Source organism: Chryseobacterium candidae (genome assembly GCF_004916905.1).
In the GTDB taxonomy this organism is placed as follows: domain Bacteria; phylum Bacteroidota; class Bacteroidia; order Flavobacteriales; family Weeksellaceae; genus Chryseobacterium; species Chryseobacterium candidae.
The window spans coordinates 118924-136580 of record NZ_SDLV01000006.1 but is presented as its reverse complement, the minus strand read 5'-3'; the positions used below and the strand labels follow the sequence as shown (position 1 = coordinate 136580).

Below are 17657 nucleotides of genomic sequence, written 5' to 3'. Positions count from 1 at the left end.
ATCAAATATTCGTGAAATAACTTAATTTCAAATTAATAGTAAAAAATAAAGCATTTCAAACAAATAAACGAATTAAATATATCAAACAAACAAAAAGTTAACAAAACAATCATTATATTATGTTGTATGCAATAATAATCTTTTATTAGTATATTTACAACACACAGCTGAATTATAATGCAGAACTTAATCAAACTTAGAATTAATTAATTTTAATAATCTTTTGTGCGGGGTAATAATAGAGCTGTTCATATATAAACCTGATCATCAACCAATATTAAATAATATGAAAAGCAAACTATTACTCTTATCAGGATGCCTTATTCTGGCACTGAATTCATGCAGGTCGGACATTGAAAATCCTCAAACTGATTCAATCGATCCTACAACCACAAAGCTGGATAATGCAAAGATTCACAAATTATTAATTGACGGAAAATACACCTATGTTAATGAAGTCAATGGTGAATATTTTTATGCAGAAGATATAACGATCAGCCCCGAACAGTTTAATGCATTACAAAAGCAGGCCAACCCTGGAACATCAACAGCAGAAAAAAGCACCATTGTAAGCTCCTTTATTAAGACATGGCCTAATGCCATCGTCTATTACACATTACCCAGCCAGGGAACTATGAGCACTCAGAATTATAATACATTCCTTACCAATATCAACAAAGCGTTTGATATGATCTCTTCACAAACCAGTATGCAGTTTGTTCAACGCACGAATCAAACAGAATACATCACCTTTACTTATACAACCTCCAACAGTTCTCCACTTGGATGGCAAAAAAACAGAGTAAATGGCATTAAAATTTATAATATCACGTATCCCGCCATTATCGCTCACGAAATAATGCATTCAATGGGAATCATGCACGAACAATGCCGCCCAGATAGAGATCAGTACATTATCGTAGATGTTAATAAAGCGGTGGAAGGTAGCCGTCATAACTTCAATCTTTATAATGATTATGCAGGACATGGGGCATTCGATTTCGGTTCAGTCATGATGTATCAGTCTACAGACTTTGCGATAGATCCAGGCCAGCCTGTAATGACCAAGCTTGACGGATCTACATTTACCAAGCAAAGGACAGGATTGTCTGCCGGTGATTATGCCGGAATAAATCATTTGTACGGACCTGTTAATGCCAGTTCTGCAATCAATGGAACTTATACGATGACGACCGCTTTAGCAAATGATAAAAATGTAGATATCACAGGAAGTTCCACTACTGATGGCACCGGTATAATTCTATATTCAGCTTCTACAGGGAATAACCAGAGATTTAGTTTCAGCAAATCAGATCATGGATATTATATCATCAAATCTATACTTGACCCCGCAAAAGTGCTTACTGTAAAGGGTAACGGAACAACGAATGGAACAGCTGTTGAATTACGAACCAATGCGAATACAGATTCTCAAAAATGGTTATTATTCAATTTAGGGAATAACGGATTTGGATTTGCTCCTAAAAATGCACCGGCATTGAGATTAGAGGTAAAAAACGGCTTAACAACCAATCTTACGCCTATTGTCATCGGCACTACGGATCAAACAGTTCAGCCTTCTGTAAAACAGCGCTTTAAACTTACAAAAGTTAACTAAACCATTATCTATTATAAAGACAAAGAGGCTGTCTCAAAGTGTCATTCTGACGAAGAAGGAATCTCATTCATAATTGATGATACAAGATTCTTCACTCCACTACATTTCGTTCAGAATAACAGCGTCAACTTATTTGACTTTTTAGACAGCCTCTTCTGTTCTATCAGATTAGCACATTATTCTTGTATTATAATTATTTATCTGTTAATTTCAACATTTCATTTCTTCCAGGCCCAATAGAAAGATAAGCCACCGGAATTTCCAATTCTGTTTCTAAGAATGACAGAAATTCGATAACTTCTTTTGGCAATTCTGAAGAGCTTTTCATCCTGGAAAAATCGGTTTGCCAACCAGTAAACCATTTAAATATAGGCTTGGCATTATCTGGAAGAATCCCGGAAACAGATACAAGTACGCCGTTTTCCATTTCATAATGGGTGCAAACTGCTACAGATTTCAATCCGCTTAGCACATCAGCTTTTGTCAGAACCAGCTGAGTTACACCGTTGATCATTACTGCATATTTTAGAGCAGGAAGATCCAGCCATCCTGTTCTTCTCGGACGTCCTGTATTGGAACCAAATTCATTCCCCTTCATTCTGAGGTCATCTCCAAATTCATCTAAAAGTTCCGTTGGAAGTGCACCATTTCCCACACGCGTACAATACGCTTTCGCTATTCCGTAAATCTCACCGATCTTTTTCGGCGATACACCTAAGCCGCTACTCGCTCCTGATGCTGTCGTTGAGGAAGATGTCACATACGGGTAAGTACCATGATCAATATCCAACATTGCTGCCTGAGATCCTTCTGCCAATACTTTTTTACCTTCAGATAAAGCTTCGTTAAGATAAATTTCAGTTTCTGTACAATTGAATTTTTTAAGGAATTCCACTCCATCAAAAAACTCTTTACTGATTTCTTCTAAAGCAGGCAAAACAATCATTCCTACTTCTTCCAGCATTCTGTAATCTCTATCCAGAATATGCTGCGCTCTGCTTTGAAAATCTGATGAAAATATATCCCCTACTCTCAGATTCTGTCTTAATATTTTGTTTGAATATGCCTGAGCAATCCCATTTCTGGTAGTTCCGATCTTGGTATAGTCAGAACTTTCCTCCATAAAAATATCCAGAAGCTTATGCGTTGGCATTACCAGATGTGCTTTTCGGGAAATAATGATATTATTTTCCGGCTGAATGGTTTTATCAAATACCTGAAGATTCAGAATTTCCTTTTTAAAACTTACCGGATCAATAACAGTTCCGGTACCGATAACATTCTGCACACCATTCATAAAGATTCCCGAAGGAATCATTTTAAGCGTTATTATGCGTCCGTTTCTTTCAATGCTGTGCCCGGCATTGGATCCACCATTAAAACGTGCTGTAATGTCGTAATTTTCACTGATCAGATCAATGAACTTTCCTTTTCCTTCATCTCCCCATTGCAGTCCTAATACAATATCCATATTTGTACTTTAAATTTCATGAAGCAAAACTATGACAGTCAGCGGGAAAGACCATTGTCATTTGACAAAAAGAGATTTATGAGATGTTTGAAGTTTGTAAAGTCTACAAACTCTATTGCCCTGCATACTCCTTAAGATCATCTATCAATTATCATCTATCAATAATAATTCTAGACGATATTTCTCCTGATCCTGCTCAGTGAAGAAGGTGTCACGCCAAGATAAGAAGCCAGCATAGATTGCGGAACTCTGTTGGCAAGGCCGGGATAGTGATTTAAAAAATGAATGTAACGGGATTTTGCATCCTGATTGAGCATGATACTGGCAACTTTCAGTTTATTCTCAACAACAAACGCATGGATTCTTGCAAACAAAACCGGCCATACGGCAATTTTCTCTTCAAGAAGCTTAAAATGTTTGAGATCAATCACCAGCAGTACAGCATCAGTAATGGCTTCAATATCTTCATGAGCGGGCAGCTGATCTGTAAAACCCTGAAAATCTCCTATAAATCTACCTTCATAAATGAAATATCTGGTAAAATCGTCACCCTGCTTATTATAATACAAAGACCGGAAAACACCTTTTTTTACAAAAGCAATTCTTTGGCTCACTTTTCCTGCTTCCACAAAAGAATCTCCTTTCTTTACAGTGATTTCCTGAATTCCTTCAGCAATTAAAATTTCATCCTGAGGATTCAGCGTTCCAAATTTTTTGATATAAGTAAAAAGCTCTTCCATATTTATGTTGTACCCACGGATTGCGGAAATATAAAGGTATAAAAGTCAACGTTAAAAACAATTGTCATTTGACAACAAAGCCTAATAAATATGTTTACAAAGAAAAACAAGACATCTTTATCTTCTTCCAAATAAAAACTCCCACATTACAATAATGCAGGAGCTTCTTAAAAAAAATTAAATATAATTATTGATTGTAAACATGGATATCTCTCTGTGGAAAAGGAATTCCGATTCCAGCTTTATCAAGAGCCTCTTTACAACCTATGATTAGTTCTTCGTTCATTGCCCAGAAATTTTCAGTGGAAGTACTTACTCTTACGGATACATTGACAGCACTGTCTCCAAGTTCAGTAACCACCACCTGTGGAGCAGGTGTTGCGAGAGCATATTGATTATTCTTAATGACATTCATTAAAACGTCCTTGGTCTGTCTAAGATCCGCATCATAGGCAATTCCGATATCCAGTGATGTTCTTCTTGTCCCCAGCTGGGTAAAATTGGTAATACTGTTATTTGAAACTACTCCGTTAGGAATAATGATCAGTTGGTTTTGTGGGGTGATCAGTTTCGTATGAAAGATATCTATGGCATCTACAGTTCCGGAAACGCCTGAATTGGTAGAAATAAAATCACCAATCTTAAAAGGTTTTAATAGTAGAATTAAGATTCCGCCTGCAAAATTCGTTAAGGATCCCTGCAAAGCTAAACCTACTGCAAGACCTGCAGCACCAATCATTGCAACAAATGCAGAAGTCTGTACTCCAAGCTGCGTCACAACAACAATAAACAGCAGAATATTAAGTCCCCAGTTGATAATATTTAACAGGAAATGCTGCAGTGAAGCTTCCATATTTCTTTTTTTGAAAGCTTTTTCCACCAGTTTCTTAATCATTCTGATCATCCATGATCCGATCAGATAAATTAATAATGCAGATATAATTGCTGTAAAAATTCTCGGCGCCCATGAGATTGCTGAAGAAATTAAGGTGTCCCAGTGTTGTTGAATCTTGTTTAATTCTAAATCGTCCATTGTATACTATGTGTTTTACTATTTATATCAATAAAAGCATTGACATCTTCTGCAGGATTTGAAAAAAGAAATCCACCCTTCCCTACCTGAGCGAAGGTGAATCATATTTATCCTTGAAATAGATTGACAGCAGAAAAAGAATGTTTCAGCTTTATTCAATAATCATTCAGAAACTGAATCTTGCAGGAAGAAATAATTTTGGCATATAGAATTACAAAAACGATACCGAAGTGTAGTTATCTTCAAAGAAAAATAATGTTAGTAAACATTCCTTAAGGTAATTTTGCAGCAAGGCTTTCCGGTAAAAGTCTAAGGATATGATAGATAATTTTCCATTTAAAGTTCGGGACAATGGTAAAGGTACTTCCTGCATTAACAATAAATTTTGCCACATAATCAGGTTCCATGATCAGAGATTCATTAAGTTCTAATCCTTCATTGATTTTTGTTCTGATATAGCCAATAACCAAGGCATTCACAATTATTTTTCGGGAAGCCAGCTCCTGTCTCAATCCTGCCAGAAACTGTGTAAACGCAGCCTTTGTACTGCCATAGACAAAATTACTTTTTCTTCCTCTTACTCCTGACAAGGAAGAAAGCCCGATTATTCTTTCCAGGCTGGTATTCCTTTTATCCATTGCAATAATACTCAGGATAGATACACCACCCATATAATTGACTTCCATCATTTGTTTCGCTCCTTTGAAATCAGTTAAAGCTTTTTGATTGTCCACTAAAAAACCTGCGGCATAAACTACAATATGAGGCTTTACAGAAAGACTGGAATAAAACTGATGATGAGAATCAAAATCAGCGGCATCAAAATACAAAACAAATACTTTTGAGCGGTCCAGATTGTTTGAATCAATAAAATTATCCAAAGATGCTGTATTTCGGGAAGCAGCAATAACTGTAAATCCCTTTTCAACATATTGTACTAAGCATTGTTTTGCTACATCTGAATTAGCGCCCAGAATAAGAACGGTTTTGTTCGTGTTTTGATTCATGAGACAAAGATAATTTTTATTAAACACTAATTTCACTGTTGTTTTTCCCAAATGGACACAATTTTTCAAACTGATGTAGAAAAAATTGCGGCGGGTGAACTTTGTTCACCCGCCGCAGCTCAATATCTTCAGACTGAATTATTTTTTTTCTTCAGTTGCTGTTTCTTTTTTGTCATCTGCCTTCTCAGCAGTTTTTGCTTTATCTCCAAAACGAGCTTCAGTCATTTCTCTTGAAACTGCTGCTTTTTCGAATTTCAGTTTTCCCGATAATGTTTCAATAACAAAACCGTCATCCTGAACCTGAGCAATTCTTCCGTGAAGGCCTGATGTAAGAACTACTCTTGTTCCCACTTTAAGGTTTTCTTGAAAGTTTTTCTCCTGCTTTTGCTTTTTCATCTGAGGTCTGATCATCAGGAAATAAAACCCTACAAACATTACTCCCATCATGATCAGCATCATAGGTGAAGATCCACCCTGTGCCTGTAAAAATAGTGTCAACATATTGTAAATATTATGGTTGAATGTTCGCTGTGAACGTTAATCTGATTGGAGCTTTTTCTACATTAGCAAAAACGTCTGCATACTTCTGAACGTTTCCGTCGAAGCTTGAAGAATCGAAGTGTAAAGTAACTTTTCCTTTTTTACCAGGCATGATAGGCTCTTTTGTAAAATCAGGAGCTGTACATCCGCATCCTGGCTTCACTTCAGAAATAATCAATGGGTTTTTACCGGTATTGGTAATTTCATATACGTGCTCTACTTTATCTCCTTTTTTGATTTTTCCAAAATCGAAGCTGTTTTCAGATAAAGCAACAGAAGTTGATGGTTCGTTAGAAACCGGAGCGGCTGTTTCACCTGTTACAGGTGCTGCTGCAGAATCAGTGGTTACCGGAGCCGCAACAGATGCAGAATCAGTAGTTGCAGTTTCAGCACTTTGAGTTTCTTTGTTTTCTTTTTTACATGAAACTAACCCAAAGCCTATAATTGACAAGGCGATAATTGATAACGTCTTTTTCATTTTATATTCTATTTTGATCTTTACAATATTTATCTAAAATACCATTGATGAAGATATTGGAACGGTCTGTAGCAAATACTTTTGCAATTTCAATATATTCGTTAATGATCACTCTTGAAGGCGTGAAAGCAAAGTTATCAAGCTCTGCAATTGCTGTAGATAAAATTACTTTATCCATTAGAGAAACTCTTTCCAGATCCCAGTTTTCCAGCCTTTCTTCCAGTTTCTTTTCATTGTTTTCCCAGTTGTTCAGGGTATCTCTCAACAATTTTGCAGCGAATGTTTTATCTTCTTCATCTTTAATCATTTTGATCAAAGTTCTGCTTTCTTCATCTTCTCTCAGGAAACCGATTGTTTTTTGTACCATTGAGTTGGCGATATGGATATCATCATACCATGAAAGTTCCTTATCACCCAAATAGTCATGAAAATCTTCATTTTCAGCAATATATCTTAAGAATAATTTCCCGATAAATTTCTGATCTTCTTCAAAGGAGTATCCTTCTTCTTTCATAAAATCCTGATAACGTTTCCCAGCAGTAATTCTCTGGAAAGTTTTTACCAATAAATCATCATGCATATCCCATTTCAGCTGCTTGTGCTGCCCTGTAAAAAATAATCTTTCAGGATTTTCTTCCAGCTTAAGCAATACCTGGTTATTGATGAATTTTTGGTTAGGATTAATATCAGCATCAGTTTTAAGAAATTTATTCTTACCAATTTCGATCTGATTCTCTGCCAAATCTTTCAGACCCACCAAAAAGTTGAGCTGATAGATGTATAGATAATAGATTTTCTCTATCCCGGCAAACATGTTTTTCTCTAAAACATCAAATTTTACAGGATTTTGGTAGTAAGAATACACGGTCTGTACTACTTTTTCACGGATTTGTCGTCTTCCTAACATTCAAAGAGCTTTTTTATGGGTGCAAAGATACAAAATTTAAAATTGATGAAATTCGTAGTGTGATGACATTTTTGTAATTTTGTGCAACTATATGAAAGCGCTAAAAACCTTAAACCCTTATTTTTGGAAACACAAAATACTACTGTTTTGGGGGTTACTCTTTATCATCGCCAGTAATTTCTTTAATATATATAAAGTCCAGTTTGTAGGAAAATCTGTGGATGAACTTACAAAAAGTGGAAACCTTGGCTTCAACCAAAAGGTTTTAATCTATGTTGGAATTATTGTAGGATGCTCTCTTTTGACCGGATTCTTTACTTTTATGATGAGGCAGACCATCATTGTTGCGTCAAGAAGAATAGAATATGAGCTTAAAAATAAAATCTACAGACATTATCAGGATTTATCTTTAACTGATTATAAACAGACTACCATTGGAGATTTAATGAACAGATTAAGTGAAGATGTTGTGGCAGTAAGAATGTATCTTGGTCCCGGAGTGATGTATGTAGCGAACCTGATTGTACTGGTGCTGATTACAGCCATTTACATGGTAAAAACGGATGCTTCTATGACGATGTGGACCTTGCTTCCTCTTCCTATTTTATCTTTTGCTATTTATAAGGTAAGTTCTATTATCAACAAAAAGTCGAAGATCATGCAGAAAAGCCAGTCTGCAATTTCTACTTTTGTACAGGACAGCTTTTCCGGAATCCGTGTAGTAAAATTTTTCGCCAGAGAAAAATACATTGAAAATAACTACGGAATCAAAGTCACCGATTATCAGAATAAAGCTTTGGATCTTGCCAAAACAGAAGCCTATTTCTTCACCATTATTCTTTTTGTCATCGGATTATTAAATGTTGCCATTATCCTGATTGGAGGAACAAAGTATATTGCAGGAGAATTAAGCATTGGTAAGATTGCCGATTTCTTCATGTATATCAACACCCTGATTTTTCCTTTCTCTATGGTAGGATGGGTAACTTCTGTCAACCAGAGAGCTGAAGCATCCATGCAAAGAATTAATGAGTTCATGGACAAAAAATCTGAAATCATTAATACAAATTTTGAAAACTATCCGATCAAAGGAGATATAGAGTTCAGAAATGTTTCTTATGTATATCCCAATACAGGAATCAAAGCTCTGGACAATCTAAGTTTCAAGGTAAAAGCCGGAGAATCATTGGCTATTATGGGTAAGACAGGTAGTGGAAAGTCAACAATTGCCCTGCTATTATGCCGATTAATAGATCCTACAGAAGGAGAAATTTTAATTGATGGTAAAAACCTGAAATACCATAATCTGGAGAACTACAGAAACTTTATCGGATATATTCCTCAGGAGAGCTATTTATTCTCTGATTCTATTGAAAATAATATTGGTTTTGCCATAGATCATCCTTCTCACGAAAAAGTGGTAGAGTATTCCAATATTGCAGATGTTCACAAAAATATTGTAGAGTTTAAGGATCAATATAAAACACTTGTTGGTGAACGCGGAGTAATGCTTTCGGGGGGACAAAAGCAAAGAATTTGTATTGCAAGAGCCTTAATTAAGGAGCCTAATATCATTATTTTTGATGATTCTCTGTCTGCCTTAGACACAGAAACGGAGCAGAATATTCTGGAAAATATTGACAAAAAAATCAGTAACGCTACTTCCATAATTATCACACACAGAGAGTCTAGCGCACAAAAAGCCCATCAGATTATCAACCTGACTGAAATTGCCAATTCTGTAACCGCTTAGCCATTTCGTTCTCAATTGTTAAATAAATCATAAAAAAAATTTTGTGATTAAAAGAATTCTTTTATATTTGTTCTTAACAAGATTAAAAAATATCTAACAATGAGTGAATACAAGGAACGCCATGAAAATGAGATTTTCACGAAGGTGTTAAAAGCAGGGAGAAGAACTTATTTCTTTGATGTGCGCGAGACGAAAGCAGGAGATTATTATCTTACAATCACTGAGAGTAAGAAGAATTTCGGAGAGAATGGGGAAGCTACATTCGAGAAGCATAAAATTTACCTTTACAAGGAAGATTTTAAGAGTTTCCAGGAGATGTTTAATGAGTCCACAGATTTCATCATTAATGAAAAGGGTGAGGATGTAATTTCAGAAAAACATGACAAAGACTTTAAGAGCAGATCTTATACAATTGATTCTGACGACGAGGTTTAAAAAAAGAATATCTAAAAACACAAGCATCTGAAAAAGATGCTTTTTTTATGCGGTAAAATTATACAGGCATAAAAAAACGGGCTTTAGCCCGTTTCTATTGAATATTATATTTTTATTCCCAATCTTGTTATCTTACAGATATTTCTTTTAGTTCTTCTCTTTTAAAAGAAGCTGATTTCAGGAAGCTGAATAATACTTCCAGTAACTCATTTTGACACGGATCTGATTGTTTATTATTATTAGTAGTAGAATTAGCTCTGATAACTTTGGCTGCAGAAAACATTACTATACCGCCATCTTTTCTAAGGGTAACCAGTTCTTCATTTTTTGAACTTGGATCAAAATTTCCAGAACACATGATGTTGTCTTGGGTCTGTAGGATAGGAAATCTTTCAACACCTGTACTATTCAAAATATTCCCACTTAGCGTATACGCTACATATTCACCATCATAATTTCTATGAACGATAATTTCATCTGCTCCATTGCCATCCAGATTTCCAACAGCTAGCCCTCTCCATTCTGAACCTGAACCCCAATTTGTAGATTGGGCTATTTTTGTCACTATACCATTATCATCTATATTGTAAACATAGATCCCATTATAAGCAGGATCTTGAGCATCTACAAGCAAAACAATCTCATCTTTGCCTACACCATCAAGATTACCTGATGCTACCGCCGTAATTTTAGAATTCGATGGCAGATTGAGAGCGTTAGTATGAACCAATTGAGGAGTAGTCCCATTGAAATTAAAAACAAGGACTTCTTTATTTAAATTTCTGACAGCAATAAAATCATCCTTTCCTCCGGTAATAAAGTTTCCTGCTGCAGCACCCACCCAATCAGATTGCGCATCCCAACCAATAGATTTTGTATGTTCAACAATATTATTGTTTTCAATTTTTAATATATATACTCCATTATTAACAGGATCGGTATGATTACTTAATGTTACAATTTCACTTTTATTATCACCAAAAAAATCTCCTGCTGCTATGCCACGCCAATTATATTGACCGTTATAGTATTTATCGCTTGTAACGGAATGAAATTTTTTACCATAAGGTTCCATAGTCCCTATCATCCCGTCGTAATTTCTGATAACAACAAATTCATTAGCACTATCTTCATCAAAGTTACCGCTTGCAACTCCTCTCCAATCCGAGCCATCTCCCCATCCATGTTCTGTATTAACAGGAACAATCAAATTTTCATAATAAGCTAAATAAGCAACGGCCAAAGGAAAATTCTCAGGCATCAGAGGTGTATAATAATTTTCTGCTGTTTGCATTTCGGCAAGTAGCTGATATATTTTCGCATCATATTTGGATAAGGAAGCCCACTGGAAACAGGTATAGGTGCTTAAGTCTGCATTTCCCATCCTAAAACCAGACTTAAGATTCCAGTGTTCTGCAGGATAGGCTACTCCATTATTTATATACAAAGGAGATTGATAGATATCTTTCGTTAAAGTATTAGCATAGGCATTCATATCAGAATCAGTATAAATAAGTGCTCCTCCATTTGAAATACTATATTTACGGCATTCATATGGAAAAGATATGGTCAAACCTCCGTGAGAAATATCTTCCCGCAAAGTAGTTTTTTTCCAATACGTCCATTTATTAGATTGCAAATTGGAATCAAAAGAGGTATTCGCTTTTAAAAAATTGGCAATTTGGTTAATTTGTATAAGATAATCCGGGTTATCTGTTGCCAGATACATCTGTACCAATACTCTTCCCATTGCACTTTGCATATTAAAAGGTAAAATTTCACCATCGTTATCTATTGGCGGATTATCATTACGTTCTTTATAATAACCTATTATATTATTGGGTTCTGTATACCATTGAGTTTCATGATAAATAAGTGTTTCACTTACCTTCTGTTTAAGGTCATTGGCGATAGCTTTAAAAGTCATTCCATTATAACGACCACCAGAATTATACATTGTATTCTGAATAGTGCTATCTTTTTTTACAATGGCTGCAAACTTAGCCATAGGATAAGTTATGTTAGCACTGTGAGCAACGTGAGCATAAGTTTTTCCATCACCTTGATTTGTATTATAATAATCAGTTGACCATGCAGCACCAGAAATTCCGCGGTAATCGGAAATATTACTTACACCTATATTAGGTGGTAATTGGTCTCTAAGATCATCTCTTCTATCAATCACGTTACCCATAGTCCCTATTAAAACATTAGCATATTTTACATCATGTGTCTTTTCGTACATCAAGGCCAGTGCTTCCATATGGGCAGATACAATCCATGAAAATTCTACTTGGTTGGGGCTGGTTGAATTAAGAGGCACCACATCATATTGCTTGCTATCAAATAGATTTTTATAGTAGGATTGAGCATAAGGTTGAGCATAAGATTTAAGTATCAACAATAAAGAGAAAACGGTTAAGATTTTTTTCATATTTTTTATTTTTATGGACATTTCAGCTATACTTCAGAACAATATTACTTATTAAAATGAACAGGATTCAGGAAGCTGAATAATACTTCCGGTATCTCATTCTTACATGGATCTGATTGTTTACTGGCAGCAGGAGCACTTTTGACAACTTTTGCAGCCGAAAACATCACTATACCGCCATCTTTTCTAAGAGTAACCAGTTCATCATTTTTTGAACTTGAATCAAAATTTCCAAAACACATTACATTGTTTTGGGTTTGCGCTGCAGGAAAACTTTCAATCCCAATATTATCTAAATATTTAACCCCATTTGATTCCTTCATTTTAAAAACTTTATAATCTCCATCAAAGTTCCTATGAGCAATAATTTCATCTGCTCCATCACCATCCAGATTTCCAACAGCCAATCCTTTCCAATCTGAAGCAGCTCCAAACCCTATAGATTTATCAATAAGAGTCATTACCCCATTATCATCAATACTATAAACATACACCCCATTCTGCATATAATCATCAGCATCAACCAGCAATACAATTTCATCTTTACCAACTCCATCAAGATCACCGGCTGCAACTGCTTTGATTTTAGAATTTGCAGGAAGATTGAGCTGATTAAAATAGACCAATTCAGGATCAGTACTATTAAATTTATATACTCTCACTTCTTTGTTATAATTTCTCACGGCAACAAAATCATCTTTGCCTCCACTGATAAAATTTCCGGCAGTAATTCCCACCCAATTTGAGTCTGTTCCAAAACCTGTAAATTTTGAATGCTCAACGATCTGGTTATTTTCAATTTTAAAAATATAAAAGCCATTCTTATTAAAATCAGCATGATCACTCAATGCAATGATTTCACTTTTATTATCTCCAAAGAAATCACCAGCACCCAATCCTTTCCAATTATAAGTACCACCATAAGCTATACTGTTTGTGACAGTATTGAAACTCTTACCATAAGGTTCAAGAGTACCTATGAACCCATCATAATTTCTGATTTTCACGAACTCATCATCATCGTCGTCGTCAAAATTTCCTTTTGCAACACCTCTCCAATCAGAATCTTCTCCCCATAAATGGTAAGTATTCACAGGAACTATAAAGTTTTCGTAATTTGCAAGAAGTGCAAGTGTCAAAGCAGATCCTTCTACATTGATATGATCATAATAATTTTTTGCCGCTTGTAAGTCTGCGATTATCTGATATATTTTTTTATCATATTCCGCGGAGAGATATAACCACATGTAAGAAACATATGCGTCATATTTAGTATTAACATCTGTTGGAAAATTATTTATAGTACTATATTTAATATTCCATTTTAATCCGTTATAATTTACTGCATCATTTATTGCTAAAGGTCCCTGATAAATATCTTTTGTAAAAGTTTTAACATATCTCTCCATATCTAAAGATGTATAAAGAGAATCATTGTAGTTATTCTTTATACTATATTTATAGCATTCATATGGAAAACTCACCGTTAAGCCTGCGTGGGATATATCATCACGTAAATAAAAATGATTCCAATATATCCAAGTATATGACCCCAGATTATTATTAACAGAAGTATTTAATTTTAAAAAATTAGCAATTTTATTAAGCTGTTTAAGATAACTTTGATCATCTGTTGCTCTATACATTTGTACCAAAACCCTTCCCATAGAGCTTTGCATATTAAAGGGAGCAATTACCCCTTTATACTTTATTGGAGGATTACTATTAACATTAAGAGAATCCCTTTCTTTATAATAACCTATACTATCATTAGGATTAGAATTATACTCTGTAAACCATTGGTCTTTGTGATAAAGAAGCGTTTCTTTTATCTTTTGTTTAAGATCATCAGCAATATTTTTAAAAGTCATATTATTATAACGCCCTCCTGATTGATATAATATATTTTGAATACTACTATCATTTTTAACAATAGCAGCAAACTTAGCCATAGGATAGGTTATATTAGCACTATGAACTAAATGACTGTAAGGATCTCCAGAATTTGCATTTACATTATAACGATTAGTGGACCATGCGGCACCTGAAACATGACGATAATCAAAAATTTGACTTAATCCCGGCACCTGTCCCCTAAGATCATCTCTCCTATCAATAACATTCCCTATGCATCTTATTAAGTTTTTAGCATATTTTGGGTCATGTGTTTTTTCATACATTAGTACTAATGCTTCCATATGTGCTGGCACTCCCCAAGAAAACTCAGCCTGATCGGGGCTTTCTGAATTGCCTAAAGATGTATCATAATGCTTCTCATCAAATAGATTTTTATAGTAAGATTGAGCATAAGACTGTAGAACAAATAATAACGTGAGAATTGTAAAGATTTTTTTCATATTTCTTGTTTTAATCTGAGGTAATTTTTAAGAGAATTGTTTCTCATGATTCTGGTTAAACAAATATAAAAGTTTCAGTCACCAATCCATGAATTTATTTTAAAGGATTAAAAGAACACCATTTTTATATGCTGGCTTCAGATTATGGAAAAATTTCGGAGAAAAAAGTAAAAAAAAGAAACCATCAGAGGATACTGAAATGGATACAAAAATAAAAAAGTACACTTTCAAAAAGTGTACTTTCTTTGGGTGAATGATGGGTCTCGAACCCACGACCTTCGGAACCACAATCCGACGCTCTAACCAACTGAGCTACAATCACCGTTTTCTGAGTGCAAATATAGGACAATTTCCTCAACTACCAAACAATTCCATCAAAATTTTTCAAAGAAATTAATTTTTCAGATGTAAAGCCCTCAGCATAAGCAACTCCCGATAAACGCCCTAAATCCTGCGCCCGGTAAGTTAAGCTTTCATAAAAATCTTTTGTTGTAATTGGAGTCTCAGGTTCTTTAGAAGCCGGGTCATAAAACTGAGTCTTGTACGCCATACAGGCTTCAAGTTTTTTAGGGAGGTGTTCTGAAATATCAATTACAAATTCCGGTTTGATATCTTTCCACTGAATATAGTGAAAAATATGCTTCGGTCTCCACACTTCCTGATTCTCTCCATCCAACACCGTTTCAATTTTTCTCAGTCCGGACAAAAAGCACGCATCCGACACTAATTTCGCTCCTTTTGCATGATCTGGATGCCTATCATCAATTGCATTGGCTAAGACGATTTCCGGTCTGTATTTGCGAATCATTTTTACGATCCTCATTTGATATTCTTCAGAATTCACCAAAAAGCCATCTTTCATTCCAAGATTCTCTCTCGCAGAAAGCCCCAGGATTTTTGCAGCTTCTGCAGCTTCTGCTTTTCTGGTTTCATCTGTACCTCTTGTTCCGAGTTCACCTCTTGTAAGATCCACAACTACAATTTTTTTTCCTTCAGAGACCATTTTAGCAATAGTTCCGCCACATCCAAGTTCTACATCGTCAGGATGTGCACCAAAAGCAAGTATATCAGTTTTCATAAATTCAAAGATAGGATTTAAAATAAAAACTTCCCAAGCATAAGGAATGGGAAGTTTTAATATCTATAATTTAAAATTCAAATTACTTGTTGATCTCAGCATTTAATTTTACAGCATCCTGATAAGTAGGATCTAACTGTAAAGACTTCGCTACATAATCTTTTGCTTTGGCAGCATCAGAATCTTTACTCATATATGCAACTGCAAAGTAAGCGTAAGCAAGAGTCTGCTTGTTAGCTTCCTGATCAGCTGGTTTTACTGTGCTGATGAACTTCTCATAAGCTAATTTTGCGGCGTCATTGTTTCCTGCCTGCTGGTAAGAATACCCCTGGCTGTAATATGCCGGTGCCCAATCTGGAAGAAGTGCAGACATTTTTTGCCATGTAAGGATTGCTCCGTTCCAGTTTTTCACATCCTGATAAGCTGTTGCCAGCTTGAATAAAGCATCAGAATCCTGGCTATTAGCAGCAACCTGCTTTTTCAATGCTTCAATTGTTGGGTTAGTAGGTCCTTTGTCTGCTTCTGCCTGGGAAGCACCTCCACCACCTGCGATGTTAGCCAATTCAAGATCCCACTTCATTGTTTCATCTTTGGCAGCTTTTGCAATACCCACTTTTTGCTGAGCTTCAGCCATTAAAGCAGATTTTTTAGCAGCATCTTTTTCATCTTTTGCTAAACCAGCAGCAATAAGTCCCTGTAAACCCAGGTCAGCAGGCAATACTCTTGTTTTCTCAACCTGAGAAACGAAAGTGTCCATATTTTGTTTAGCATCTGCATAGTTTTTATCTGCATATGCGTTGTAAGCTCTTAACTTGAACTTAATAGGATCATCAATTTTATCAAAAATTTTATCTAATACCATTTTAGAATTTGCATAATCTTCATTTGTGAAGTATAGTTTTGCAATTTCTAATTGAGTATATGGATCTTCATCAGCATATTTTGTATAGTTGATAAGATCTTGTGTAGCTTTTGCGTTCTGTTGGTATCTGATATCGTAACCAGCCAAAGCTTTGTATGCAGGTGCATAAGTAGGATCTACAGCAATTGCTTTGTCAACGCTTTCTTTCGCTTTTTGCCATACTTGTGCTGCCATCCATAAAGTAGCCATTCTCGTGTAAACGGAAGCTTTATTTTTAGCTACAGGTAATGCTTTATCATAAGCAGACATAGCCTCTCCCGGCATTCTTTTTAATCTGTAAGCATCCCCTAATGTATAATAATAATGTGCAGGAACACCTTTTTTCTCAGCTTTCTCGATAGCTTTAGTTAAAAACTGAATAGCTAGATCCGGTGAATTATTTTTCTCAAATAAAGTTAAAGCTTCTGCCGCTCTGAAAAGAACTTCAGCATCTTTTTCTCTTGAATCAGTAACTACTTTCTGAATTTCAGCAACGGCATTTTTATCACCTTTACCTAATTTAACAGCAGCTAAACCGATTTTATTCAGATAGCTTTTACCGTCAGCAGCTAATCCCTTGTTGAAACTCTCCGTTGCCTTAGCATAATCCGGTTCTCCTTGTCTTAAGAAAGTATTTCCCAAATAGAAGTAGTTTTCAGCTGTAGGCTCTTTAGCGATCATTTCAGTGAAGTTTGTTTTTGCCTGGGCAAATTTATCACTGTCTATACTGTTGATACCATCCTGCAATGTCTGTGCAGAGGCAAAACCGGTAAAAAATACCACGGCTGCTCCAAAAGCAATCTTCTTTACATTCATATTCATTATATCTTTCATTTTATATTTTCTAATAATTGAGTTAAATTCTACACAATTTTCAGACCAAATCAATATTTTAATAGGGACAA

At 35.3% G+C, this 17657-nt stretch carries 14 protein-coding genes and 1 tRNA gene; 3 read left to right on the top strand and 12 right to left on the bottom strand.

Going from position 1 to position 17657, the window contains the following annotated elements; translation table 11 throughout:
* The first annotated feature begins 286 nt into the window (after positions 1-286).
* Positions 287-1618, top strand: a complete 1332-nt coding sequence (locus EK417_RS04190) for a M12 family metallopeptidase (RefSeq protein WP_136521411.1) — start codon at positions 287-289, stop codon at positions 1616-1618.
* A 193-nt stretch (positions 1619-1811) separates the two neighbouring features.
* On the opposite strand, the gene EK417_RS04185 is transcribed toward EK417_RS04190, so the two are convergent.
* The 7 genes from EK417_RS04185 to EK417_RS04155 all read right to left on the bottom strand — a co-directional run bounded on the left by EK417_RS04185 (position 1812) and on the right by EK417_RS04155 (position 7794).
* Positions 1812-3089 (bottom strand): adenylosuccinate synthase, encoded by a 1278-nt coding sequence (locus EK417_RS04185; protein WP_136521410.1) that lies wholly within the window; start codon positions 3087-3089, stop codon positions 1812-1814.
* A 170-nt stretch (positions 3090-3259) separates the two neighbouring features.
* Entirely contained in the window at positions 3260-3829 is a 570-nt protein-coding gene (locus tag EK417_RS04180; RefSeq protein ID WP_076594942.1) for a Crp/Fnr family transcriptional regulator, read from the bottom strand.
* A 187-nt stretch (positions 3830-4016) separates the two neighbouring features.
* A complete protein-coding gene (locus EK417_RS04175) occupies positions 4017-4862 on the bottom strand; it encodes a mechanosensitive ion channel family protein (RefSeq protein WP_076594941.1) in 846 nt (281 codons plus the stop codon).
* Positions 4863-5134: 272 nt separating this feature from the next.
* A complete protein-coding gene (locus EK417_RS04170; protein WP_136521409.1) occupies positions 5135-5869 on the bottom strand; it encodes an SDR family NAD(P)-dependent oxidoreductase in 735 nt (244 codons plus the stop codon).
* A gap of 138 nt (positions 5870-6007) precedes the next feature.
* The gene (gene yajC / locus EK417_RS04165) at positions 6008-6370 is read right to left on the bottom strand and encodes a preprotein translocase subunit YajC (RefSeq protein ID WP_062675766.1); all 363 of its coding nucleotides are present in this window, start codon (positions 6368-6370) and stop codon (positions 6008-6010) included.
* Positions 6371-6380: 10 nt separating this feature from the next.
* Positions 6381-6887 carry a DUF1573 domain-containing protein gene (locus EK417_RS04160; protein WP_076594939.1) on the bottom strand — a complete coding sequence of 169 codons (507 nt, stop codon included), beginning with the start codon at positions 6885-6887 and terminating at the stop codon, positions 6381-6383.
* A gap of 1 nt (position 6888) precedes the next feature.
* Positions 6889-7794, bottom strand: coding sequence for a transcription antitermination protein NusB (locus EK417_RS04155; RefSeq protein WP_034693040.1), 906 nt, complete (start codon positions 7792-7794; stop codon positions 6889-6891).
* A gap of 91 nt (positions 7795-7885) precedes the next feature.
* Between EK417_RS04155 and EK417_RS04150 the strand changes: the two genes are divergently transcribed.
* Together EK417_RS04150 and EK417_RS04145 are read left to right on the top strand one after the other, a co-directional pair.
* Positions 7886-9547 (top strand): ABC transporter ATP-binding protein, encoded by a 1662-nt coding sequence (locus EK417_RS04150; RefSeq protein ID WP_136521408.1) that lies wholly within the window; start codon positions 7886-7888, stop codon positions 9545-9547.
* A gap of 99 nt (positions 9548-9646) precedes the next feature.
* Positions 9647-9982, top strand: a complete 336-nt coding sequence (locus EK417_RS04145; RefSeq protein WP_002976288.1) for a DUF3276 family protein — start codon at positions 9647-9649, stop codon at positions 9980-9982.
* A 127-nt stretch (positions 9983-10109) separates the two neighbouring features.
* On the opposite strand, the gene EK417_RS04140 is transcribed toward EK417_RS04145, so the two are convergent.
* The 5 genes from EK417_RS04140 to EK417_RS04120 form a co-directional block, all read right to left on the bottom strand.
* Positions 10110-12416 carry a hypothetical protein gene (locus EK417_RS04140; RefSeq protein ID WP_136521407.1) on the bottom strand — a complete coding sequence of 769 codons (2307 nt, stop codon included), beginning with the start codon at positions 12414-12416 and terminating at the stop codon, positions 10110-10112.
* A gap of 44 nt (positions 12417-12460) precedes the next feature.
* Positions 12461-14773, bottom strand: coding sequence for a hypothetical protein (locus EK417_RS04135; protein ID WP_136521406.1), 2313 nt, complete (start codon positions 14771-14773; stop codon positions 12461-12463).
* 247 nt (positions 14774-15020) lie between these two features.
* Positions 15021-15096: transfer RNA gene (locus tag EK417_RS04130), tRNA-His, on the bottom strand.
* A gap of 35 nt (positions 15097-15131) precedes the next feature.
* Positions 15132-15851 (bottom strand): bacillithiol biosynthesis deacetylase BshB1, encoded by a 720-nt coding sequence (gene bshB1 / locus EK417_RS04125; RefSeq protein ID WP_076594935.1) that lies wholly within the window; start codon positions 15849-15851, stop codon positions 15132-15134.
* A gap of 82 nt (positions 15852-15933) precedes the next feature.
* The gene (locus tag EK417_RS04120; protein ID WP_136521405.1) at positions 15934-17586 is read right to left on the bottom strand and encodes a tetratricopeptide repeat protein; all 1653 of its coding nucleotides are present in this window, start codon (positions 17584-17586) and stop codon (positions 15934-15936) included.
* Between the last annotated feature and the right edge of the window lie 71 nt (positions 17587-17657).